This window comes from Marinifilum caeruleilacunae (assembly GCF_013141825.1).
Taxonomy (GTDB): domain Bacteria; phylum Bacteroidota; class Bacteroidia; order Bacteroidales; family Marinifilaceae; genus Marinifilum; species Marinifilum caeruleilacunae.
In genome coordinates, this window is the sequence record NZ_RZNH01000024.1 from 16,217 (window position 1) to 40,649 (window position 24,433).

20 protein-coding genes are annotated in these 24,433 nt (G+C 37.8%); 13 read left to right on the top strand and 7 right to left on the bottom strand.

All coding sequences use genetic code 11. The features are described from left to right. The first annotated feature begins 207 nt into the window (after window positions 1–207). The 5 genes from argS to ELS83_RS13875 all read left to right on the top strand — a co-directional run bounded on the left by argS (window position 208) and on the right by ELS83_RS13875 (window position 5,933). Window positions 208–2,001, top strand: a complete 1,794-nt coding sequence (gene argS / locus ELS83_RS13855; protein ID WP_171596156.1) for an arginine--tRNA ligase — start codon at window positions 208–210, stop codon at window positions 1,999–2,001. A 294-nt stretch (window positions 2,002–2,295) separates the two neighbouring features. Beyond that, on the top strand, window positions 2,296–3,627 hold the full coding sequence (ffh, locus tag ELS83_RS13860; protein WP_171596157.1) for a signal recognition particle protein: 1,332 nt from the start codon (window positions 2,296–2,298) through the stop codon (window positions 3,625–3,627). A 65-nt stretch (window positions 3,628–3,692) separates the two neighbouring features. Next, window positions 3,693–4,574: a bifunctional 5,10-methylenetetrahydrofolate dehydrogenase/5,10-methenyltetrahydrofolate cyclohydrolase gene (locus ELS83_RS13865; protein WP_171596158.1), complete on the top strand. Its 882-nt coding sequence runs from the start codon at window positions 3,693–3,695 to the stop codon at window positions 4,572–4,574. Window positions 4,575–4,690: 116 nt separating this feature from the next. Beyond that, window positions 4,691–5,053 (top strand): hypothetical protein, encoded by a 363-nt coding sequence (locus ELS83_RS13870; protein ID WP_171596159.1) that lies wholly within the window; start codon window positions 4,691–4,693, stop codon window positions 5,051–5,053. Window positions 5,054–5,312: 259 nt separating this feature from the next. After that, a complete protein-coding gene (locus ELS83_RS13875; protein WP_171596160.1) occupies window positions 5,313–5,933 on the top strand; it encodes a CPBP family intramembrane glutamic endopeptidase in 621 nt (206 codons plus the stop codon). Between the two features lie 25 nt (window positions 5,934–5,958). Here the strand turns inward: ELS83_RS13875 and ELS83_RS13880 are convergent, their stop codons facing one another. After that, window positions 5,959–6,843: a DMT family transporter gene (locus ELS83_RS13880; protein ID WP_171596161.1), complete on the bottom strand. Its 885-nt coding sequence runs from the start codon at window positions 6,841–6,843 to the stop codon at window positions 5,959–5,961. Window positions 6,844–6,913: 70 nt separating this feature from the next. Further along, a complete protein-coding gene (locus tag ELS83_RS13885) occupies window positions 6,914–7,600 on the bottom strand; it encodes a cupin domain-containing protein (RefSeq protein WP_171596162.1) in 687 nt (228 codons plus the stop codon). A 197-nt stretch (window positions 7,601–7,797) separates the two neighbouring features. Here ELS83_RS13885 and ELS83_RS13890 point away from each other — a divergent pair, with 197 nt between their 5' ends. After that, window positions 7,798–8,223, top strand: coding sequence for a BLUF domain-containing protein (locus ELS83_RS13890; RefSeq protein WP_171596163.1), 426 nt, complete (start codon window positions 7,798–7,800; stop codon window positions 8,221–8,223). Window positions 8,224–8,227: 4 nt separating this feature from the next. On the opposite strand, the gene ELS83_RS13895 is transcribed toward ELS83_RS13890, so the two are convergent. From ELS83_RS13895 to ELS83_RS13905, 3 genes are all read right to left on the bottom strand, one after another. Then, on the bottom strand, window positions 8,228–8,731 hold the full coding sequence (locus ELS83_RS13895) for a CIA30 family protein (RefSeq protein ID WP_171596164.1): 504 nt from the start codon (window positions 8,729–8,731) through the stop codon (window positions 8,228–8,230). Window positions 8,732–8,815: 84 nt separating this feature from the next. After that, the gene (locus ELS83_RS13900; protein ID WP_171596165.1) at window positions 8,816–9,496 is read right to left on the bottom strand and encodes a hypothetical protein; all 681 of its coding nucleotides are present in this window, start codon (window positions 9,494–9,496) and stop codon (window positions 8,816–8,818) included. A gap of 214 nt (window positions 9,497–9,710) precedes the next feature. Continuing rightward, on the bottom strand, window positions 9,711–9,983 hold the full coding sequence (locus ELS83_RS13905; protein ID WP_171596166.1) for a hypothetical protein: 273 nt from the start codon (window positions 9,981–9,983) through the stop codon (window positions 9,711–9,713). 375 nt (window positions 9,984–10,358) lie between these two features. Here ELS83_RS13905 and hypD point away from each other — a divergent pair, with 375 nt between their 5' ends. From hypD to ELS83_RS13925, 4 genes are all read left to right on the top strand, one after another. Then, on the top strand, window positions 10,359–12,800 hold the full coding sequence (hypD, locus tag ELS83_RS13910) for a trans-4-hydroxy-L-proline dehydratase (RefSeq protein ID WP_249414455.1): 2,442 nt from the start codon (window positions 10,359–10,361) through the stop codon (window positions 12,798–12,800). Then, a complete protein-coding gene (locus tag ELS83_RS13915) occupies window positions 12,800–13,708 on the top strand; it encodes a glycyl-radical enzyme activating protein (protein WP_171596167.1) in 909 nt (302 codons plus the stop codon). The genes hypD and ELS83_RS13915 overlap by 1 nt, the downstream gene beginning before the upstream one ends. Window positions 13,709–13,916: 208 nt before the next feature. Continuing rightward, the gene (locus ELS83_RS13920; protein ID WP_171596168.1) at window positions 13,917–15,944 is read left to right on the top strand and encodes a thioredoxin domain-containing protein; all 2,028 of its coding nucleotides are present in this window, start codon (window positions 13,917–13,919) and stop codon (window positions 15,942–15,944) included. A gap of 32 nt (window positions 15,945–15,976) precedes the next feature. Then, window positions 15,977–16,783, top strand: coding sequence for a M48 family metallopeptidase (locus ELS83_RS13925; protein ID WP_171596169.1), 807 nt, complete (start codon window positions 15,977–15,979; stop codon window positions 16,781–16,783). Window positions 16,784–16,882: 99 nt separating this feature from the next. Here the strand turns inward: ELS83_RS13925 and ELS83_RS13930 are convergent, their stop codons facing one another. Then, the gene (locus tag ELS83_RS13930; protein WP_171596170.1) at window positions 16,883–17,563 is read right to left on the bottom strand and encodes a rhomboid family intramembrane serine protease; all 681 of its coding nucleotides are present in this window, start codon (window positions 17,561–17,563) and stop codon (window positions 16,883–16,885) included. A gap of 5 nt (window positions 17,564–17,568) precedes the next feature. Next, a complete protein-coding gene (locus ELS83_RS13935; RefSeq protein WP_171596171.1) occupies window positions 17,569–18,294 on the bottom strand; it encodes a cell division ATP-binding protein FtsE in 726 nt (241 codons plus the stop codon). Between the two features lie 251 nt (window positions 18,295–18,545). Here ELS83_RS13935 and ELS83_RS13940 point away from each other — a divergent pair, with 251 nt between their 5' ends. The 3 genes from ELS83_RS13940 to ELS83_RS13950 all read left to right on the top strand — a co-directional run bounded on the left by ELS83_RS13940 (window position 18,546) and on the right by ELS83_RS13950 (window position 24,128). Beyond that, entirely contained in the window at window positions 18,546–21,734 is a 3,189-nt protein-coding gene (locus tag ELS83_RS13940) for a tetratricopeptide repeat protein (protein WP_171596172.1), read from the top strand. A gap of 19 nt (window positions 21,735–21,753) precedes the next feature. Continuing rightward, window positions 21,754–23,505: a TonB-dependent receptor gene (locus ELS83_RS13945; RefSeq protein ID WP_171596173.1), complete on the top strand. Its 1,752-nt coding sequence runs from the start codon at window positions 21,754–21,756 to the stop codon at window positions 23,503–23,505. Between the two features lie 212 nt (window positions 23,506–23,717). Continuing rightward, window positions 23,718–24,128, top strand: a complete 411-nt coding sequence (locus tag ELS83_RS13950; RefSeq protein WP_171596174.1) for a hypothetical protein — start codon at window positions 23,718–23,720, stop codon at window positions 24,126–24,128. Window positions 24,129–24,433 lie beyond the last annotated feature (305 nt).

The following is a 24,433-nucleotide window of genomic DNA, read 5'->3' on the forward strand; positions in this document are numbered from 1 at the left end:
ACAAGCTTCTGTTTTTGAGAGACAGGATAATGTTAGGTGTGAATGACTTTTTTTACTTTACGGATAGCAATTCAGTATATTCCTATTATCTTTGCGGATTCAGATTGAGGGACTTAATTCAATGGCATAAAACGAGAGTTCTGCTTTTGAATAAAAACCCAATTATAGATTGAAATTGAAGTAGAATTCTAAATACAGAATTTCCAAATGAGTATTGAAAATATTATTAAAGGCAAAGTAGTTGAAGCCGTAAGTTCTTGTTACGGACAGGGTATAGAGGAAAAAACCGTTCAAATTCAGAAAACGCGACGCGAATTCGAAGGGGATCTAACAGTGGTTGTTTTTCCATTTTTGCGCTTTTCTAAAAAGTCGCCAGAGGAAACCGCGAACGATCTGGGACAGTTTTTAAGCGAGAATATCGAAGCCGTATCAGCATTTAATGTGGTAAAAGGATTTTTGAATTTGGTAATTGATAACTCTTACTGGATTTCTGTACTGAATGATGCAGTTAAAACCGAAAACTATGGTTTTACAGCATTAGCAGAAGGTGCTAAAAAGGTGATGATTGAATATTCATCTCCAAATACAAACAAGCCGCTTCACCTTGGACACATTCGTAACAACCTGTTGGGATATTCTGTTGCACAGATTTTAAAAGCAAATGGTTACGAAGTAATTAAAGTAAACCTGGTAAACGACCGTGGAATTCACATCTGTAAGTCGATGTTGGCATGGTTGCGATTTGGCGAAGGCGAAACTCCTGAATCAACAGGAATGAAAGGAGATCACCTTGTAGGAAAATACTACGTGAAATTCGACCAGGAGTACAAGAAAGAAATTGAAGCTCTTGTAGCCAATGGAATGGATGCCGATGAGGCTAAGAAACAAGCTCCATTATTGTTGGAGGCTCAGGAAATGTTGCGCAAATGGGAAGCGGGCGATGAAGAAACCGTTGCTCTTTGGCGTAAAATGAATGATTGGGTGTTGGCCGGATTTGATATCACTTACAAGAAAATGGGTGTTGATTTCGATAAGGTTTACTTCGAATCAAATACATACAAACAAGGTAAAGCCATTGTTGAAAAAGGATTGGCTGACGGTGTATTGTATCAAAAAGATACAGGATCGGTATGGGCAAATCTTGAAGCTGATGGATTGGATCACAAATTGCTTCTTCGCGATGATGGTACGTCTGTATACATGACTCAGGATATTGGAACCGCATTTGAACGTTTCGATGAATTCAATATCGATGAGCACATCTACGTGGTAGGGAATGAACAAAACTACCACTTCCAGGTATTGTCATTAATTATGGGCAAGCTTGGTTACGAATGGCACGATAAAATTCAGCATTTGTCATACGGTATGGTTGAATTGCCTGAGGGTAAAATGAAATCGCGTGAAGGAACAGTAGTTGATGCAGATGATTTGATGCAGGAAATGGTAAATACTGCTCGCGATACTTCAAAAGAGCTTGGTAAACTGGAAGGTTATTCTGAAGAAGAAGCAGAAGAAGTATTTGAAAAAGTAGCAATGGGTGCTTTGAAATACTTTATCCTAAAAGTTGATCCTAAGAAAAACATGATGTTTAATCCTAAGGAATCTATCGACTTTAATGGAAATACTGGTCCATTTATTCAATATACCTATGCTCGTATTCAATCGGTGGTAAGAAAAGCCATTGATGCAGGATTTGAAGTACCGGAAACAGCTGTTTCGAACTTGAAGATCTCCGAAAAGGAATCTTTCCTGATTCAGATGGTAGCAAACTACCCAACAGTGGTGAAAGAGGCAGGTAAAGAAACCAGCCCGGCTCAGATTTCAAACTATGTATACGATTTGGTGAAAGAATACAACCAGTTCTATCACGATCATCCAATCGCAAAAGAGGAGAATACCGACTTAAGAGCATTCCGTTTGGTACTTTCCAAGCAAATTGGAGAAATTATTAAATCGGGTATGAGCTTATTGGGAATCGGAGTTCCGGAAAGAATGTAAAAATAAGCTGTTAGCAACAGCAATCAGATACTTAAAAAGGCGAAATCAACATAGAGTGATTTCGCCTTTTTTGTGAATCAGAAATTAGACTGATTTTATGCCTGATATTAATATTATTTGATATCAGAAATTTAGCTGGGACAGGCTTGTTTCCGCCATAAAAACCAGCCTTGAATAGCCAGAGGCAAAAAACTTATTAAAATTTCTTCCTCAAAGATTGATATTTCTTCATTTAGCTCTTTAGCTCTACACATATTTTTTTATTTTTGCAGGGAAATATAAATACGTAGAATAATGTTTGAAAATCTTAACGAAAGACTTGAGCGATCGTTCAAAATATTAAAAGGACAAGGAAAAATTACGGAAATCAATGTGGCCGAAACATTGAAGGATGTAAGACGTGCTTTATTGGATGCCGATGTTAACTTCAAAATTGCCAAGTCGTTTACAAATGTTGTAAAAGAAAAAGCATTAGGACAAAACGTACTTACTGCCCTGAAACCAAACCAGGTAATGGTGAAGATTGTTCACGATGAGCTGGCTGAGTTAATGGGTGGAACTCATGTTGATATCAACACTCAGGGAAAACCTGCCGTAATATTAATTGCCGGATTGCAAGGTTCTGGTAAAACCACATTTTCAGGAAAATTAGCGAATTTGTTAAAAACAAAGCGTTCTAAGAATCCTTTGTTGGTTGCCTGTGATGTTTATCGTCCTGCTGCGATTGATCAGTTGCACGTATTGGGAGAGCAAATTGGCGTTCCAGTATATTCTGATCGAGAAAATAAGAACCCGGTAAAAATTGCCAAAGCTGCAATTAAAGAAGCAAAAGCAAATGGTAACGATCTTGTAATTGTCGATACTGCTGGTCGTTTGGCCATCGATGAGGAGATGATGAACGAGATTGAAGCTGTTAAAAAGGCTATCGATCCAACAGAAACTCTTTTCGTTGTAGACTCGATGACTGGTCAGGATGCTGTTAATACGGCAAAAGAGTTTAACGACAGATTGAATTTCGATGGTGTTGTTCTTACCAAGTTAGATGGTGATACACGAGGTGGTGCGGCATTATCAATTCGTTCGGTAGTGAACAAGCCAATTAAATTTGTTGGTACAGGCGAAAAAATGGAAGCACTTGATGTTTTCCACCCTGAACGTATGGCCGACCGTATTTTGGGTATGGGTGATATCGTATCGCTTGTAGAACGTGCCCAGGAACAATTCGATGCCGAGGAAGCAAAGAAACTTCAGAAGAAGATTGCCAAGAACCAGTTCAACTTTAACGACTTCTTGTCTCAGATTTCCCAAATCAAAAAAATGGGTAACCTGAAAGATTTAGCTTCTATGATTCCAGGTGTTGGTAAAGCATTGAAGAATATCGATATCGATGATGACGCCTTTAAAGGTGTTGAAGCGATTATCTTCTCAATGACTCCGGCAGAACGTGAAGATCCAAAATTGATAAATGGTTCGAGAAGAAAAAGAATTGCCGACGGTAGTGGATCTACCATTCAGGATGTGAATCGCCTGATTAAACAATTCGATGAGACCAGAAAATTAATGAAAATGATGTCAAAAGGCGGAAACATGTCCAGGATGATGGGTAACATGGGACGCAGAAAATAATACTTAAAACCCCAAATGCTTGACCCTGCGTCAGGCATTTTTTTATAATAACAAAGCTAACAGCCATGGAATTAATCGACGGAAAAAAGATTTCTAATGAGGTTAAGCAGGAAATTGCTGCCGAAGTTGAACAAATTAAAAAAGCAGGTGGAAAAACGCCACATCTTGCTGCAATGATTGTTGGACACGATGGTGCCAGCGAAACTTATGTTGCTGCGAAAGTGAAAGCTTGTCATGCAGTAGGATTCGAATCTTCAGAATTTCGTTTCGAGGACGACATTACAGAAGCACAACTTTTGGAAGAAATCCGTAAGGTAAACAATAACGATGATATCGATGGATTGATTGTTCAGTTGCCACTTCCTAAGCACATTTCGGAAACAAAAGTGATCGAAACCATTCGTCCGGAAAAAGATGTTGATGGATTCCACCCAATGAACGTAGGTAAAATGGTTGCAAGTTTGCCAACTTACCTGCCTGCAACACCAGCAGGAATTGTTGAGTTGATGAAGAGATACAATATCGAAACTTCAGGTAAAAACTGTGTTGTAATTGGTCGTTCAAACATTGTGGGTACTCCTATGAGTGTACTAATGTCGCGTAAAGCTGCTTATGGTGATTGTACCGTTACTTTGTGTCACAGTAGAACAAAAAATATTGGTGAAATTACCCGTCAGGCGGATATTGTAATTGTAGCCTTGGGTATGATGGAATTCCTTACCGGTGATATGGTGAAAGAAGGAGCCGTAATTATTGATGTGGGAATCCACCGTGTAAAGTCTGATCAAACCAAATCGGGATGGAAATTGAAAGGTGATGTGAACTTCGATGAGGTTGCTCCTAAAGCATCTTTTATTACTCCTGTTCCTGGTGGAGTTGGTCCAATGACAATTGTATCATTGCTTCAAAATACACTTTTAGCAAGTAAAAAAGAGATCTATCAATAGATCATCGAAATACAATATTTAAACAGGCTTCTCATTTTTGAAGCCTGTTTTTTTTTGCTTACACTTTTTTAATTATTTCAATCTGATTAGTTTTGTCGCAACACAAATCAACAATCATGAAACAAGATTTTAAAGAATTAGTTGAATTCTATCATAGTAAAAAGATTGATGGAATGGATTTTTCTCAAATCAGAAATGAGATGAAACAAAAAGGTATCGATGAGAATACCATAAAAAATGTAGTGAGAGAAATTGACAATAAGATTCTTTCTGGAGAAGTAAAAAAATCAGGCAAACTAAAAGCACGCGAGTTAAGGCTTATTGGTTGGGCACTAATGATTATAGGTGGTGTGATTACTTTGGGCACCTATTTTCAGTGGTTCGATGTAAAAGGATATTATATCGTGGGATATGGTCCGGTAATTGCCGGATATTTAATGATTGTAGCTGCAAGAAGAGCACAAAAACGTGCTTCCTAAGTAAAATCCAATAATTATGTGAATTAATCTTTGATTGATGTTTTTACATCATGATTTAAAGGCGATTCACCCATAAAATTCATGACTATTTTAAGACAAATCAACGTTTGTCAATAAAATCATATCATTCCTAAATTTCAGGGGCACTTTTAAAACAAAATTGCCCCTTTTTTTGTAACTTATATAGAACGAGTCTTAATAAGAAGAATCTTTCTTATTGTCGTTCATTTCTTGTTGTTTCTTTAAAATTTGGGGTGTTATGAGGAGATTGTATTTGTGGACCGAAATGTTATTTTTATTTGTGGGATTACCATTGCTGTATTATTTTGAAATGATTCCTGTCCACAAAGCAATTCCGCTTGTACTTGTCTTTTTATATTGTCTTTTTATCGTCATAAAAGATAAAAACTTCGATCGTGAAATATTTAGGGTCAAAAGAAATTATCCCTGGCAGGATTTTTTGCTAAAAGGATCCATTCTTCTCATCATCACATCCATTTGGGTATACGTGTTTCGAGCCGATGTATTTTTTCATTTGCCACGAAATAATTTCTGGATTTGGGTGGCAGTAATTATCTCTTATCCAATTTGGTCGGCCTACACACAGGAATTTATCTTCAGAGCCTTTTATTATCACCGATACAAAACCTTATTTACCAGCCCTGTTGTAATGCTTCTGATTAATGCTTTCTGTTTTGCTATGGCTCACATCATTTTCCGCAATTGGGTAGCGCTTATCTTTACCTTTGTTGGAAGTCTGATTTTCTCTTACACATACTTGCGAAACAAATCACTTAATGCTGTATTTCTAGAGCATTCCTTATATGGCAATATCTTATTCACCAATGGCTTGGGAATCTATTTTTATCTTCCGATGTAGACTGTAAGTACTTCCTGGTAATGAATTAGGCTTGTTTATGTTGTGTTGCCGATCGGCTGTTTAAACGTAAAATACCCAAACAAGCCATTACGACCAGGGAAGAGCCAATAATTTCCTGCGTACTAAACACCTCATTAAATACAAATACTCCCACAATAACATTTACAATAGGTATTAGCATGTGAAATGGCGAACCCGTTGCAATGGAAACATGTCGATATCCTTCGGTGTTTAACAGTTGGGCGCATGCCGAAGCCAAACCAATAAATATCAACACATAACTACTTGTAACCGGACCGGTTAGTTCGGGTAAATTGGCCGGAATTAAGAACAACCAAAAGCCTACTATCGATTGAGCAAAGAAAATGGCATAAGAATCGTCGGTACCATGTAATTTCTTTACAATTAAAATTGATATGGCATTCGTAACTGCACTCAGCATTGCCAGAAAATCAAACCATCCAAAACTCCATGCTTTTTCGCTTCCACCAAACTGAAAAGAGACCAATACAATGCCAATTAGTGCCAAAAACATCATGAACCATTTGCTGGCATGCACTCGCTCTTTTAGTACAATTGCGCTAAGCAAGGAGGCAAAAAGCGGATAAGAGTAGGAGTAAACCGAAGCTTTGCCCATTCCGATTTTTACAATGGCAAGGTAAAACAAGGCGACAGATGCCGTTCCGGTTATGCCACGAAGTAGTAGGAGTGGACTGCGAACAAATTTCAGATCAATTTTTCGCATCATGGCCAATATGCCAATTACACCAACACCAATGGCAAAGCGAACAAATACGGTAATATAAGTGCTTACATGCGACATGCTTCTTACCAAACTTGCCATAATGCCAAAGGCAATTACCGACAATATCATGAGTAAAATGCCATAACTACTTCCTTCTCGTTTCATTAGCTAAGTGCTTTGTGTGTATCAGGAGCAAAGGTAAATGCTTTACTTACCGATTGAAAAATTAAAATTCTTACTGCAACTGATCTTTGATGTCCTTTGTAATATCAGACTTTACTTCTCCCGTGTGAGCTGTCGATTTATTCTCAATCAGTAATATTTTACACTCAGCCTGGGAGGAAACTCTGTGCTGTAAACCTTTTTTTACAATGTACATGTCTCCTTCGTTCATTGTAAATGCTTCCAATCCTTCCACCTCCATTAGTAGATTTCCTTCAAGCGATGTCTCTAAATAAATGGGCAATTGTTTGTTTTCCGAATCACGAAAAATGGCAGTTTGTAATTCCCTTGCAGCTTCGCTTCCGCGATAGGATTCCTTTACGCCAAAAAACCAAAAATACAGGTAATTTCCATCTTGTGGCCTGATTTTCTTGATGTAAGATTCTCTTTGTAATATAGCGGGAAGTTTACGCACGCCTATTGCATTTATAAGCAGCATGATTTGATCCCAATAATCGGCCAATGAATTCTTTTTGCCACCAAAATGATAGCAAATGGCAACACCTTTATCATTTGATGACAGGAATACACCTTTTCGCCGATTTGCAGTACGAAAGGCATATTTGGCCAACTCTTTTATTCGCTTGTTTATTTTGTGATCATTCTTTAGCGATGAGATTACACTTGGATTGTTTTTAAATGACTCAGAAATGATATCTGTAACTAGTTTTTCGTCGGATTGATCAGATAATCTTGTCATTGTTTAGTGATAAGTTGCTTTTTGTTTTTTACAAAGATATACATGTAAAAGTAAAGAATTTTTCAATTCATTGATTTGATTCCTGCAGAGTGGATACCGTGAAATTTTTTGGCTAGCTTCGAAAAGGCATATGAAAACATAGAGCTATATCCAGGCAAGCTTTTTTGGGCTTTAAAATTCTTTTGTAACTTTAGTCTATGCCTAATTTAATTCACATTGTATATGTTAGTTTTTCGAGATTCAAACTTTCCGAGTTGGAGCTCGATCAACTCCTGGCCGAGATCAGACCAAAAAATCTTGCCAATGGAGTAACTGGTTTACTGCTCTATAACGATGAAATTTTCATTCAAGTAATTGAAGGGGAACAGGACACAATAAACAGTCTTTACGATAGGCTGGAGAAAGACCGTCGCCATACCAATATTGTAAAAATACTCGAAGAAGAAATCAAACAGCGCTCATTTCCAGATTGGAGCATGGGATACCACAAGCTGAGTAAAGAAGAATCGAATGATTTACCGGGCTATACCGATTTAATGACTGCGGAAGATTTGAGAACTTCTTTAAAACAAAGTTCAAAGGCCATTATCGATTTGGTCGAAAAGTTTATGAAATACACCTAGAGCCCTACTTCAGGGCAATCCATTTAATTTTCAATTGGAAATCTTCGGCTTTTTTGTTGCCAACCAGGAAGGCAATTTCTGACAATTGCTTTGAATCGAAGTTTGGATAGTTCAATTTTCTACCTCGAAAACTTGCATAAAAATCAGCCAATGGCATTTCAATAATTTGCCAGTCACCGTTGGTAGAAAAGTAATTGATATAAGAATGATATTGCGATGTTTCAGATTTTAACCTGAACTGATATCTCTTTCCATCTCCTTTGATTTTCATTACGATTTTTGAGTGGTTTTCGATTTCAATCGGATTAAAAATGTGCTTCACCATGGCAAAGCCACCATTGTTTTCCAGTGAAACATTGCCTTTAAATACAGCACAATTCTCACCATTCAGGAAAATTCCTGAATCCGATCTGCCTCCCATCACCACATCGTTTACAATGTACCAATCCGATAAATTCGAATCGTTGGTAAAGTCGGTCAATATGGTTGTGTCCGTATTCGCTAACATCTGTAAAAAAATCAATAGTGTTTTCATGTACTAAAAACAACTATTGTGCCGAAATGTTTTGGAGAGTAGTGGTTTGGGTAAAAATCAGCCGGTTTTTGATATCGCTTCTTCCTCGCATTCTTCCTCCTCTTCAAATATCTCATAAACGATTTCAAGCTCTTCATCAAACTCAATTTCCTCCAAAAGTTCAAGAGCTTTTGGAGATAATATTGGAGGAGGAGGAGGAGGTGGTTTCTTAGGCTGATATGCATTAGGATAAAACCAAATTTGAATGGGATGGTATTGGCTTAATGCCCACTTTTCTTTTAAAGAACTTTCCTGATAAGATTTGTTAAAGTAGAGTTGTGCACTCTCATTTCGCAGTTCCAAAATGGATAATTGAGCAATTTTGATCACATTTTTAATTAGAAACCAATCAGTACTCTTTTGTGTTGAATCCGGGATTAATTGTGTTTTTATGAATAATGCTCCTTTACTAACTTGTAAGGTATCTAGTAAGGGGATGAATTTGATACTTTTTTCCGGTAGCTCTTCACTGTTGTTTTCATTAAGAGTGAATTCCTTAAATAGTTGTTTTATAGAGGACAGTAATAAAGTGTCAATAAATCTTGAGCTCATGTGGTTGTTTCCACCAATATTCACAGAGAAAATATTTCGATTCTTGATTTTAAAACAATCTTCATCACCATATAAGTTGGAAGAAAAACCAAAGGTAAAATTGACTTGATTTGTAGTTGTGTCAATAAATTCATTTGGATAAAACATTCCATATGGATACTTCACAATGGAATCATCTAAAAACTGTATGAGTTTTTGCTCTTCAATGCTGTCATTGCTATTTATGAAAAGATTAAAAAGCTCGGCGACCTGGAGTTGCTCGTACTTAACTTGCTTTTTGGGTTCAGAACATCCCAAAAACAAAATAGAAAAAAACAGACTGATCAACACAAAGGAATTTGATTTCATCTTATCTCGAGAATTAATTTGTCCAGTATATAAACACAAGAATCAAAGCAATCACAATAAACAAAACTGTCCCTACAATTCTTCTTCTTTCATTTGCTGCTTTTAAGCGAATGTCATCTTTTATCTTGCTTAATTCCTGCTGACTTACCTCTTTGTATTGTAAAGGTTTTCCTGCCGAATGAATGATATCCTTATCGGTTTTACCTTTCGTGAAAATATCTTTTTTAGGCCTTGCATTATTTCGAAGCGAAGTAATCATTCCCTGAACCGAACCACCAAATCCCATATCAGTAACATTTTTTATGATAGGAGTAAGGTAGCAAAAAGATTATGATTTTTTTGAACTGGGAGCTAAGATTTGTTAAGATCATTTATAGATAAGAAGATTTTCTAAGGGCTTTCTTTCTCAGATGATAATATTTCGTAAATTTGTTTCAGTCAAAAGATGTTATTATGTGCTTAAACCATACTTTAACATACAGTTACCGCAGACTTTTTAGTTGTTTAATTATCTATTCCTAAACAATTAGTCCTTTCTATGCAATATGTTGATACATATTGCCACTACAAGCTATTTTTATAAGAGAAGTACTCAATTTCTAATGGAGAAATTGCATGCAGTACTTTTATACTTTGTTTAGAACTGAAGAATTGAAATACAATGACAATAGATAAAACCATTCCACAAAGAACAGCTAAATCGGGAAGTAATTTCGACAAAAGCAACGGACAAGGTCCGGGTATGAACGATAGAATAAAGCAGCTAAGAAAAGTAAGTGTTGAAACTGAACCTTCACTTTCTATCGAGCGTGCCTTAATAGAAACGGAGTTTTACAAAGAAAACTACGGGAAATTCTCAATTCCTGTACTTCGTGCAAAAACCTTTTACGAAATCTGTAAGCAAAAAAGCATTTACATTGGCGAGGGTGAATTGATTGTTGGAGAACGTGGTCCTTCACCAAAATCGGTACCTACTTTTCCTGAATTAACTTGCCACAGTGTAGACGATTTGAATGTATTAAATACACGAGAATTGCAGCGTTATACCATCCCCCAGGAAGATATTGATACCTATGCCAAAGAGGTAATTACATATTGGGAGGGTCGTACCCAACGCGAAAGAATATTTAACCATGTACCAGAAGAGTGGAAAGCAGCATACGAAGCAGGATTGTTTACCGAGTTTATGGAGCAACGTGCACCGGGACATACCACTTTAGATGGTAAAATTTATCAAAAAGGACTGCTCGATTTTAAGAAAGATATTCAGGATCATATCGATCGCCTGGATTATATGAATGATGCTGAAGCTACAGATAAACTGGAAGAATTGCAGGCAATGGCCATTTCATGTGATGCCGCTATTCTTTTATCGGAGCGTCATGCCGATATGGCTGAAGAATTGGCAGCCAAGGAAAGCGATGAGGCAAGAAAGGCTGAACTCCTAAAAATTGCAGAGGTGTGTCGTTGGGTTCCTGCTCATGCACCACGTACATTCTGGGAAGCCATTCAGATGTATTGGTGGATGCACCTTGGAACCATTACAGAGTTAAATGGTTGGGATGCAATGAATCCTGGTCACTTCGATCAGCATTTAGAACCTTTTTACAACAAGGAAAATGCCGAAGGAAAGCTAAGCAGAGATGAAGCCAAAGAGCTACTTTCCTGTTTCTGGATTAAGGTGAACAATCAGCCTGCACCACCAAAGGTGGGAATTACGGCACGCGAAAGTGGTACTTATAACGACTTTACCAATATTAACATTGGCGGTGTAAGAAAAGATGGATCGGATGGTGTAAGTGAGGTTTCCTATATCATGCTTGACATTATTGAAGATTTGCACATTTTACAGCCTGGAAGCTCCATACATGTTAGCTCCCGAACTCCTGAACGCTTTTTAAAAGCAGGTTGTAATGTCATTCGCCAGGGGCATGGTTATCCTTCGGTTTTTAATCCTGATGTGTACATTATGGAGATGCTGGGACATGGTAAAACCATTGAAGATGCTCGCGAAGGTGGATGTAGTGGTTGTATTGAAGTGGGTGCATTCGGAAAAGAAGCCTATGTGTTGACTGGCTATCTGAATGTTCCTAAAATATTGGAAGTTACTCTGAATAACGGAATCGATCCGGTTACCGGAAAAAAAGCAGGTATAGAAACTGGTGATCCAAGGTCATTTACTTCATACAGTGAGCTTTACGATGCTTTTATGAAGCAGCTCAATTTTGTTGTGGATCAAAAAATCAGGGTAAGCAATTACATTGACAGAATGTTTGCAAAGTACGCACCAGCACCTTTGCTTTCGGTACTTACCGACGATTGTATTGCACGTGGTAGAGATTATTACAATGCAGGTCCTCGCTACAATACAAACTATATTCAGTGTACCGGACTTGGAACGGTAACCGATAGTTTATCGACACTTAAAAAGCATGTATTTGAGGATTGCAGTTTTAGCATGAATGATATTTTGCAAGCTGTTGCTTCGAACTTTGAAGGAGAGGAAATTCTGCGCCAAACCATTTTGAACAATACACCATTCTTTGGAAACGATGATGATTACGCCGATGATATCGCTGTAAAGGTTTATAACGATTTATTGGCAGCTATCGATGGAAAGCCAAATACCAAAGGAGAAACTTTCCACCTGAATATGCTATCGACCACTTGTCATGTATACTTTGGAAAGGTGATGGGCGCAACTCCAAATGGTAGACTGGCGGGAAAATCCATTTCTGATGGAACATCTCCATCTCACGGGTGCGATACCAACGGACCTTCGGCTGTGATTCGCTCACTTACAAAAATAGACCATACCAAATCGGGAGGAACATTGTTGAATCAAAGATTCCTTCCAAGTTTGTTGAAGCGAGATGAGGACATCGCCAAACTATCAAAACTAATCAGAAGTTATTTCTCCCTGGGAGGACATCATATCCAATTTAATATTGTTGATACAGCAACTTTGTTGGCTGCACAAAAATGTCCGGAAGACTATAAAGATTTATTGGTGAGAATGGCAGGATATAGCGATTATTTCAATGATATGAATGGAGACCTGCAGCAGGAAGTAATCGACAGAACAGAAAATGAATCGTTTTAATGAGTCAGGCATTAATATTTGATATTAAAAGATACGCAATCAATGATGGGCCGGGAATTAGGGTGACAATCTTTTATAAAGGTTGTCCCTTATCCTGTGTCTGGTGTCATAACCCGGAGAGTATCTCGCCCTTTGCGCAAAAAATGTACACCGAATCGAAATGCATTGGTTCGGTAAAGTGTGTTGAAATTTGCCCTGAATCTGCTTTGGAATTAACGCCCAAAGGAATTGTAACTGATATTGAAAAATGCACTTTGTGTGGCAAATGTGCGGAGGTGTGCCCTACCAAGGCCATCGAAATGTCGGGTAAGGTATATTCCAGTGATGAATTGGTGAAAATCATCGAAAGAGAAACCATTTTCTTCGATCACTCCGAAGGTGGTGTTACTTTTTCTGGCGGAGAACCCTTAATGCATCATAAGAGTTTGATTGAAATTCTGGACAAATGTAAAGAAAGAGACATCCACAGGGTTGTAGATACGACTTTGTTTGCAAAATCAGAGGTGGTGCTGGAAGTTGCCAAAAGAACAGATTTGTTCCTGGTAGATTTTAAAGCTTACGATTCAGTGGTTCACAAAAAATATACAGGGGTAAACAATGAATTGATTTTAAAAAACATTCAGCTTTTGGCAGAAAATGATGCGGATTTTATCATTAGAATTCCACTCATAACTGGTGTAAATGCTGATGAGGAAACCCTTGTAAAAATGGCCGATTTTCTGTCTACCATTCCGTGGAAGCGCAAAGAGGTGAATATCTTGCCATATCACGATGTAGGCAAACACAAGCATGTAAAATTGGGATCGGAATACCTGGTTGAAAACCTGGAAGTACCAAGCGAAGTACAACTTTTGCAGGCACAAAAAATATTTGCTGAATATGGAATTTCGGCGAGCATTGGAGGCTAACTAACTTTATAAATGGGGGAAAGCAGCAGCACAATATATGTGTTGCTGTTTTTTTTTGGCTTATTGTGTTTTATTTAGAATCGATAAAAATAATTTATATCTTTAATAGATGTTACATCCAATACTGAGAAATCGATTTGTTTGGGCATTTATGATATGTTTTTGCCTCCTGGCAACTGACTTGTTTTCTCAGACTAACAAGAATAAAATGAAAGTACAACATACAAATCGTTTAACGAACGAGAACAGTCCCTATTTGCTTCAACATGCTCATAATCCGGTTGATTGGTATCCATGGGGAGAAGAGGCCCTTCAAAAAGCAAAAAACGAAAATAAGGTGATATTGGTAAGCATTGGATATGCAGCTTGTCACTGGTGCCATGTAATGGAACGTGAAAGTTTCGAAAATGAAGAAATCGCGAAAATTATGAATGAGTTTTTCGTTTGTATAAAAGTAGATCGGGAGGAGCGGCCAGATATCGACCAAATATACATGGATGCCGTGCAGTTAATGACGGGTAGTGGTGGCTGGCCACTCAATTGTTTTGCCACGCCTGAAGGAAAACCTTTTTTTGGAGGAACCTATTTTCGTCCGAATGATTGGGTTAGAGTGTTGCAAGGAATTCAAAATGCCTGGCTAAACGAGAAGGATAAAGTAGAAAATGTAGCACAACAAATATCAGAAGGCATTCGTTCCAATGAGTTGATAGAGAGCAAAGCTGAAAGGAAAGTTTTCGATTTTAAAGAGCTACAAAATGGCTATAGCAACTGGGAAAAAGATTTCGATCATGTAGAGGGAGGAAACAATCGAGCGCCCAAATTTCCTTTGCCCAACTCCTGGCAGTTTTTACTGAGGTATTACGATGCAAGTAGGGAGCAAAAAGCGCTTGATCACCTGGTGTTAACCCTTGATAAAATGGCTGCTGGCGGAATTTACGATCAGATTGGTGGTGGATTTGCCAGGTATTCGGTCGATGCGATTTGGAAAGTACCGCACTTCGAAAAAATGCTATACGATAATGCTCAATTGGTGAGCTTGTATGCCGAGGCTTATAGTTTGACTAAAATTCCTGAATATAAACAGATTATTGAAGAAACTTTAGCATTTGTAGATCGGGAATTGAGCCTGCCAAATGGAGGTTTTTATTCTTCTTTAGATGCAGATAGCGAAGGTGTTGAGGGGAAGTTTTATGTGTGGGAGAAATCGGAAATAGATGAATTGTTGCAAGAGGATTCGAAATGGTTTTGCGAATTTTATGGCATTACAGAAAAGGCAAATTGGGAAGAAGGTAATATTTTGATGATATCAGCCGATAAAGATGAGTTGATTGCAAAGTATGGAATGTCGCAACCAGAATTTGAGACTAAATTGAAGCGTTGTTCTGATTTGCTTTTAGAGCATCGCGAAAGAAGAATTAGACCAGGATTGGATGATAAGAGCCTTACCAGCTGGAATGCCTTAATGATAAAAGGATATGTTGATGCCTACAAGGCATTAGGACAGAAGAAATATCTGGATAGAGCTGAGAAGGCAATGCATTTTATTGAGGCAAATTCGCTCAAAGGAGAATCGCACCTGCATCGAAATTACAAGGATGGAGTTTCAAAAATTAATGCATTCCTTGATGATTATTCATTCACCATTGAAGCATATATTGTATTGTACCAGGCAAGTTTTAAAGAGGACTACCTGCACAAGGCCGATCGACTTGTGAAGCAGGTCATGAAGCACTTTTCTGATGAAAAATCAGGAATGTTCTTTTACACTTCCGATGAAGATCCAGACCTTATCGCTCGTAAAATGGAGTTGATAGACAATGTGATTCCGTCATCGAACTCATCAATGGCCAAATCTTTGTATTTGTTGGGAACCTACCTCGAGAATGAACTTTATATTGAAAGAGCAATGCAAATGCTTTCCAATGTAAAAGATCGATTGGTTAAAGCTCCGGCATACCACTCCAATTGGGGACAGTTGTTTTTCTGGTTGGCAAATTCAAGCTATGAAATCGTAATTGTAGGCGAAAATGCAATGAAGGCAAAGAAGAAAATTGAATCACTATTTCTGCCAAATGTTATACTAGCTGGTAGCGAAACAAAAAGTGATATGCCTTTGTTGAAGAATCGTTATGTTCCAAACCAAACAACTTTTTATCTTTGTAAAAATAGAAGCTGTAAAATTCCCGTTTATAGTGTAGAGGAATTATTAAATCAGCTAAAGGAAGAGTTGAATTAATGCGCGAATAGAAAAACTAAAAACCAAATACAATGACAAACAAATCAGTTCGTAAGCTGTTATTATCTGCTTTAGTGATGATTTTGGCAGCCTGTGCCACCGTTCCGATCACCGGCCGTAAGCAGATGAATCTTTTTCCTGAAAGTGAAATGATTGCCACAAGTTTAACCCAGTATGATGCCTTTCTGAAAGAAAATAAACTATCAACAGACAAGGCCAATACGGAGATGGTGAAATCATGCGGACATCGCATTGCCAAAGCGGTTGAGGAATTTATGAATGCCAACGGAATGGGTGACAGGGTAGCCAATTTTAAGTGGGAATTCAATTTAATTGACAACGATACACCAAATGCATGGTGTATGCCGGGCGGAAAAGTTGTTTTTTATACTGGTATTTTGCCGTATACTCAAACCGAAACAGGACTTGCCGTTGTAATGGGACACGAAATTGCCCATGCAGTTGCCCGCCATGGTAACGAAAGAATGAGCCAGCAAATGGGGATTCAGGCATTGGGAACCGGATTGGCGATTGCCTTGAACGAAAAGCCGGAAGAAACACAACAAATCTGGATGATGGCATTTGGTGTAGGAGCCAATGTAGGTGTGATGCTTCCATTCTCGCGTTCTCATGAAAATGAGGCAGATAAAATGGGGCTGATTTTTATGGCAATGGCAGGTTATGATCCTTCTGAGGCGGTTGAATTCTGGAAAAGGATGGGAGAAAGTGGTGGACAAAAACCACCTGAGTTTTTATCGACTCACCCAGCCGATGCTACTCGTGTGAAAAACTTGCAGGAATTTCTACCAGAGGCAATGAAATACTATAAGAAAAGATAATTCCAGATATGATATAATGATTAAACGCAAAGGATCCATTTTTTTCTTTGCGTTTTTTTATTGAAATCAGCTTTACAATTCTTAATTCATCATTAATAATTATTTTCTCAGTTCTTCCTTGTTCTCAAATTTTTCGGAGTTCCAGATTTCCTCGGGAATGCTATCGTCATCTTCCGGAAGAACAACCTGCGGTTTTTGTGGGCCTTCTTTTCGGTAAGCCAAAGCATAGGTTAAACCTGATATGGCACCAAATAAATGACCTTCCCAGGAAACATCTTTCAGGATTGGGAAAACTCCCCAAAACAGACCGCCATACAAAAAAACCACCACGAATGATATGGCAATTAATCGGTAATAATTGCGAAAAATTCCACTGAAAAAAAGGAAAGAGGCAAAAGCATAAACCAGGCCACTGGCACCAATATGATAGGCTTCCCTGGCACCAATCCACACCAGGACATTTGTGGTTAGATAGCACAAAATAAAAATTCGATAAGACAGCGGTCGGTAAAAATAAAATATCCCCCAGCTCAGTACCAAAAAAGGAACTGAATTTGCCATTAAATGACTAAAATCGCCATGAATCAGTGGGCTGGTTAAAATGCCCAACAATCCTTTTACGTGAAGTGGGAAAATTCCAAGTTGCGTAAAGTTTAAGCCCAAACCCCACTCAAAAATCTTTATCGCCCATATCAAAATCAAAAAAGCAACAGGAAAAATTAAACTGTGCTTCAGTTTTAATTGCTCAAATTCTTTGTTGTATGGCTGATTTGGTCTCAATAGAATTATTGCTTCGTTTCACTTTCCTCATGGCTGGTTGAAGGTGCAAATTCCGGTGAAGAAATGTCAACCAATTTGCCATCGATACACTCTACCGTTCTGGCTGGGAACTTTTTAAGTAAATCGTGCTGATGAGTCGCCATTACTACTGTGCGCCCGTTTTTACTAATATCCATTAGCAATTCTGCCAATTCATCGGAAGTTTCGGGATCTAAATTACCTGTTGGCTCATCGGCGAAAATAATATCCGGAGAATTCAAAAGAGCGCGGGCTATGACAACACGCTGTTGTTCACCACCCGAAAGTTCGTGTGGCATTTTATAACCTTTGTTGCCCATGTGAACTTTTTCCAGAACCTCCACAATTCTACTTTCAATTTCCTTTTTGTTTTTCCAGCCCGTTGCTTTTAAAACAAATTCAAGATTGTCTTTTACCGTTCTGTCGGTTAACAATTGAAAATCCTGGAATACAATTCCAATTTTTCTTCTCAGGAAGGGAATTTGTTTGCGTTTGATAATTGGCAAATAGAAACCTGCCACAGAACCTCCACCATCGGTAAGGGGTAAATCTGCGTATAGAGTTTTAAGCAGACTTGATTTTCCGCTTCCAACTTTTCCAATTAGATACACAAATTCACTTTTTTCGATTTTAAGATTTACATCGGTAAGTATAATGTTATCCGCTTGACGGATTGTAGCATTTTTTAATTCAATGATTGCAGATTCTGACATGTAAGTTCTTTTTTGTTGGTATAACAAATGTGTCGATTTACAAATCTAAAAAATTATTTCTCGCAATACTTTTTTAGTTGTTAATAATTCTTAACAAAATAGGCAATTTTTGTGAATAAGCTTCGTTTGAAATAGGGATAAAGAAACATATTATTTTTACCTTTAAGGCTGGTTTTAAAAAATCTGAAATGCAGCAATTATAGTACATTTTGGAGATATTATTACAACTAATTATACCTACACACAAAAGCATGAGAAGCAGATATTTATTGTGGATATTTCTGTCGGTATTTCTACTGGGTACAGGCAATCCATCGCAGGCTCAAAAATCTTTAAATCATTATTCCGATTCGCAGATCTGGCAATCGGCAAATGAAAAGTTCCAAAATAAGAATTTTGGAGCCGCTCGTCGAGAGTTTCAAGAATTTGTAAACAGAAGTAGTACAGAGTTTTCTGACAGAAAATCTCAGGCAGAGTTCTATATGGCACTTTGTTCCATCGAGCTGTTTCGCCCCGGCGCAGAAGAGGAAATGAAGGCTTTTATTCGCAATTATCCGGAAAGCAATAAAATTCAATCGGCTTATTTCCAACTTGGTCGTCAGCAATATCGCAATAAAAAATACAAGGCAGCTTTGCTATGGTTCCAGCAGGTTGATCCATACTTGCTACATCATGATGATTTAAGCGAGTATCGATTTAAACTGGGCTATTCCTATTTCAGAAAGAAAGATTATGAGAATGCCCGAAAGAATTTTTATGAAATTATAGAGGTTTCGGGAGATTACAATGCTCCGGCAAACTACTACTATTCTCACATTGCTTACCTGAATAAGAATTACCAAACGGCATTGAGTGGTTTTGAAAAATTGGAAGCCAATAAAACTTTTGCACCCATTGTACCTTACTATATTTGCCAGATTTACTTCTTGCAGGAACAGTATCAGAAACTATTAAGCTACGCGCCCAAATATTTGGATGATGCCAGTGTAAAGCGACAGGGCGAAATTGCTAAAATGATTGGTTTGGCGCATTACCAGATAAAAGAGTATGCCAAAGCCATTCCTTATCTTGAAAAAGGAAAGAAAACTTTGGTTCGCGAAGATCGATTTGCTTACGGATATTGTTTGTACAAAGAGAAAAAGTTTGAACAAGCCATTCAGCAGTTTGAAAGAGTAGGAGGCGAAGATGATGAAATGCTTCAGGTAGCTACTTTTTGCCTGGCAGATTGTTACCTAAAATCAGGCAATAAAAATGGAGCAAAGGTTGCCTTTGCCAGTGCGGCAAGAATGGATTTTGACAAAAACATGCAGCAGGATGCGCTCTTCAATTATGCAAAGCTTACCTATGAATTGTCCTATTCTCCTTTTAACGAAACCATTAAGGCTTTTGATGAGTACTTGCAAAAGTATCCTGATTCGGATCGAAATGATGAGGCCTACGATTATTTGGTGAAGGTATACATGACGACCAAAAATTATTCAGATGCATTGGCATCTATGGATAAAATCAGGAATAAAACACCTGAAATTGAAAAGGCATACCAGAGAGTTTCCTTCCTTCGCGGACTGGAATTAATGAAGCAGCTGAAGTACGAAGAAGCCATACAGGCATTCGATTTGTCCTGGAAGTATAGAATGTACAATTCTAATATTTCAGCAGAACGTTTGTATTGGAAGGCCGAAGCCAATTATCGTTTGGGTAATTTGAATGAAGCAATCAGCCAGTTTAAAACCTTCCTGGTTTCGCCAGGTTCAGGCACTTCGGAATATTTCGGACAAGCATATTACAATATCGCTTATGCCAATTTCGATCAGGATAAGTACGACGAAGCTTCCGACTGGTTCAGAAAGTATGTGAACCAGGCCAATGAAAAAGATGAATTTGTTTCGGATGCATTCAATCGTATAGGTGATTGTTTCTTCCTGGATAGAAATTACAATAAAGCGGCAGAATTTTATGCAAAGGCGGCTAGAATTGATAGTTGGGATGCCGATTATGCGCTGTATCAGCAGGCATTTTGTATGGGATTATTGAATCAACCAAACGAAAAAGCTCGACTGTTGGAGCAGGTAAAATCGAAATATCCAAAATCTGATTATTCTGATGATGCATTGTTTGAGTTGGCCCAGGCAAAGGTGAAAATGGATCAGCAACGCGAGGCAGCAGGTTTGTATCATGAGTTGGTAAAGAATCATCCGAATAGCAGTTTTGCTGCAAAAGCCTTGGTTCAACTTGGCTTGATGAATTACAACCTGAAAGAATACGAAAAGGCAATTATAAATTATAAAGCCGTTATTACTGATTATCCTCAAAGTCAGGAAAAACAGGGTGCACTAATTGGTTTAAAAAATGTATATGTTGATTTGAACAGGGTGAATGAATATTTTGCTTTTGTTGAATCGGCGGGAAGTGGAACAGTTTTGAGAAGATCGGAAAAAGATTCGTTAAGCTATATTTCTGCCGAGAGATTATACATGTCTGGAAAAACAGAGCAAGGAATTACAGCCTTTGAAAGCTATCTTTCAAACTATCCTTATGGAATGTTCAGGTTGAATGCTCAATATTATAAGGCCGATGCAGCTTTGAATCAGAAGGATTACGAAACGGCTCTTGTTGGATTCGAAGAAGTAGTTGATCAGCCAGATAACCTGTTTACAGAAAAAGCGCTATTGGCAGCTTCTCAATTGAACTACAGAAATGAGAATTATGACAGAGCGAAAGGCCAATATCAAAGATTAACACAAAGGGCAGAAATACCGGAAAATAGAAATGTTGCTAAGGTTGGTTACATGCGTTGTGTGTATCATCTGAATGAATTTGAGAATGTAATTCCTGCTGCAACAGAGGTGTTGGAAATGCCAAAAATTCAGGAAGAAATGATTCGTGAAGCGACTTATAAAAGAGCAAAATCATACTTGAGTTTGGCAAAGAATTCCGAAGCCTTGATCGACTTGAAGAGTTTATCGAATGAAGTGCAGAGTGTTGAAGGAGCAGAAGCAAAGTTTAGAATTGCAGAAGTGTACTTTGCTCAAAGCAAATTCAATGAAGCAGAGAATGAAATCAATCAATTTATCGAGATGAATTCTCCTCACCATTATTGGTTGGCAGAGAGTTTCTTGCTGCTTTCTGATGTGTTCCTAAAGAAAAATGACGAATTCCAGGCCAAATATACATTGCAAAGTATTGTAGACAATTATGGCTCGAAAGAGGATGGAATATTGGAACGCGCCCAGCAAAAGTTGAATGTTTTACTGAAAGCTGAAAAACAAAAAGAGCAGGAAATTGCAAATCAGGCTGTGGAACTTCAGTTCGAAGGAAGCGATAGCATTCAGAACAAAAAACTATTTGAGGAAAAAGCAGCTAAAAGTGACTCACTTGGATTGGATGAGGAGCGCTTGATGTTGCAGGAAATGTTAGACGAAGAAAAAGAAATTGAGTAGCATGATAATGAGAGAAACAATGTTGAAAAAGATAGTATTGGCAATTGTAGTTTTCGGATTTTCCTACTCGGTTGCACAGGCTCAGGAACAAAGAGAGCTAAATAAAGAAGTAAAGGTTAAAACCACTTACCAACCTAAAATTAATAAAGCATTGCGCCTGGGCAAACTGCCTGTAATTCAGGATACGGCCACTTTTGTGCCTAGCTTCGACTATTTTATACAGGCCAAACCTTTAAGCGTAGGATTTTGGCCAGCTGAAATTCCAGCAGCAAAAATGCTGGGCGAACCCTTAAAAAAGCTGCATTCGCATGAACTGACCTTAGCAGGAGGAAATTACTCCACTTTGTTCGGCGATTACAGATTTAACAATCAGCGTTCGAAAACTGCGGATATTGGAGTTCACCTGAGGCATTACTCTACAAATGGGGAGCTTACACTGGAAGATGACGATAAGGTGAAGCCTGATTTTACGGAACAATTGGCAGAAGTGTATGGTACAGCTTATTTGGATGAAGGAAAGATATCAGGAAAGTTATTTTATAAACATTCGGGATTTAATTATTATGGATTTCCTCAAGAGGATGACGTAGAGAATTACTTAAGTGATTTATTCCCATATGAAGAGCAAAAGCTTAATAACTTTGGCCTTAATGCCTACTACCAGTCTACATTTAATGATGAGGAGAAGTTAAATTTTGGACTCGGTTTAAAATATGAACATTTCTCTGATGATATCGATGTTAAAGAAAATGACATCCTGCTTTCGGGTAATGCTAAAATAAGAAGAGGAGATGCCTTTTGGAGTCTGGGCTCGGACTTCGATTATTTTGCCACTACAGGTTTGAATGACTGGGGTGATAACGAACCTGTAACAGAACGAAAAAGCATGAAATGGAGTATCACTCCAAGCTACCTTTTGCAAACAGGAAGTTTGAATTTACACTTGGGTGTGAATGCAGTTCTGGCTATGGGAGATGATTCTGAAACGAAATTATATCCAGATGTTAAAATCGATTTGGAATTGGTTGATGGAATCATGAGTTTCTTTGCTGGCGTGAATGGAGACTTACAAATGAATCGTTATAAGGATATTGTGGAAGAAAACAGATTTATCTTTTCAGGATTAGATGTGAAACCAAGCAATGTAAAATATAAACTTTATGGAGGGCTAAGGGGAAGTTTATCTTCAAACTCGTCATTTAGTTTAATAGCTGAATATAGTGATGTTGAGGATATGTATTTCTTTACAAGGTCTAGTGTTGGTATGTCGGCTGAACCATCGGGTTTTACAATATCTGAATCCAATAAATTTGAGGTGGCTTCAGACGATGTAACCATGCTAAAATTAGGTGCAGAAATTGGCATTGCATGGACCGATAAGCTAAAATTAAACGCTGCGGTTTGGTATTACAATTACCAAATGGATGAGTTGGAAGAGCCATGGCACAAACCGGAATTCGAATTAGATGTGAATGCACTCTATCAGTTTAATAAAGAATTAAGCTTTCAGGCAGGAGTGAATATAATTGGGAAAAGATCATTTTATTTTATAGACTCTACTACCGAGAATGGAATTATCACTAATGCCTGGATGGCAAGTGGAGAATTAGATGCTGTCTACGACCTAAATGTAGGTGCCAATTATCAAATCAATGAGCACTTTTCGGCTTTTGGACAGGTTAACAACCTGTTTGCCGATAAATATTACCAGTGGGATGGATATCCTTCACAAGGGCTCAACTTTCTCTTAGGAATCAAAATAAGCTTGTAAAGCAAATCAAAATAAAAAAAGAGGGATGTCAGAACTGGCATCCCTTTTGTTATTACTGACGATAATATATTGTAGATTGGATTGTTTTTACTAGCTTTAATTTAATAAACACGCACAACCACATGAATTTTATTGGAACTTCAAGATATCGTCATATAATCACCATTCTGTTTTTTCTTTTGTTTTTTTCGGGCATAACTAAAGCTCAGGATATGGAACGATGGAAACTATCGGTGAATAATGATAAAAAGCCATTAGAGATTTTAATGGACCTTGAATCCGACGATAAAGAAATTACCTACTTGTTTGATATTACCAGAGATACGCTTAACATGTCCTTCGTTGCCGAGGAAGCACTTAGCTGGAAAAAACATGGCGTAAGTGTATTTGCCATGCCAAAAGGCAAAGAGGTACTAAAACTCAAGCTCGACGATGCCGACCTGGAAAATGTTCAGGTGGTGTTTTATCGAATGTGGAAAGCCATGCCCAAAGGATTTAAAACCGTTACAACAATCTTTGAATTGCGTGAATATGGTGTCACCGAAAATGGAAAAAAAGTAGATCATTTTATTATAAAATTTAAAATGAAACGTCCTCGTCGGGGTCAATCGATGACATTTTAAGATTTTGATTTTCAAATAAACATAAACAATACCAAAATATTGTGAATTGCGTGGCATAAAATTGCTTCGTCAAAAACTGTCGAAATGCATGATTTTTCATCATTTTCCTGCCTGTAGATTCAGCATTTTTATTATCTTTGTTTAACTTTTGTTTTTTGGCTCCAGTGAGTTGGTAATTTGTTGATATTTAAAGTTTTCTAGCTTTGAAATGTGATGTCGGTTTTCCAACTTAAAATTCATGAATGATGAGCCTGAAAGCATTCTGAAATATGCACAAAAAAATATTAGAATTTTACTTGGGTAAT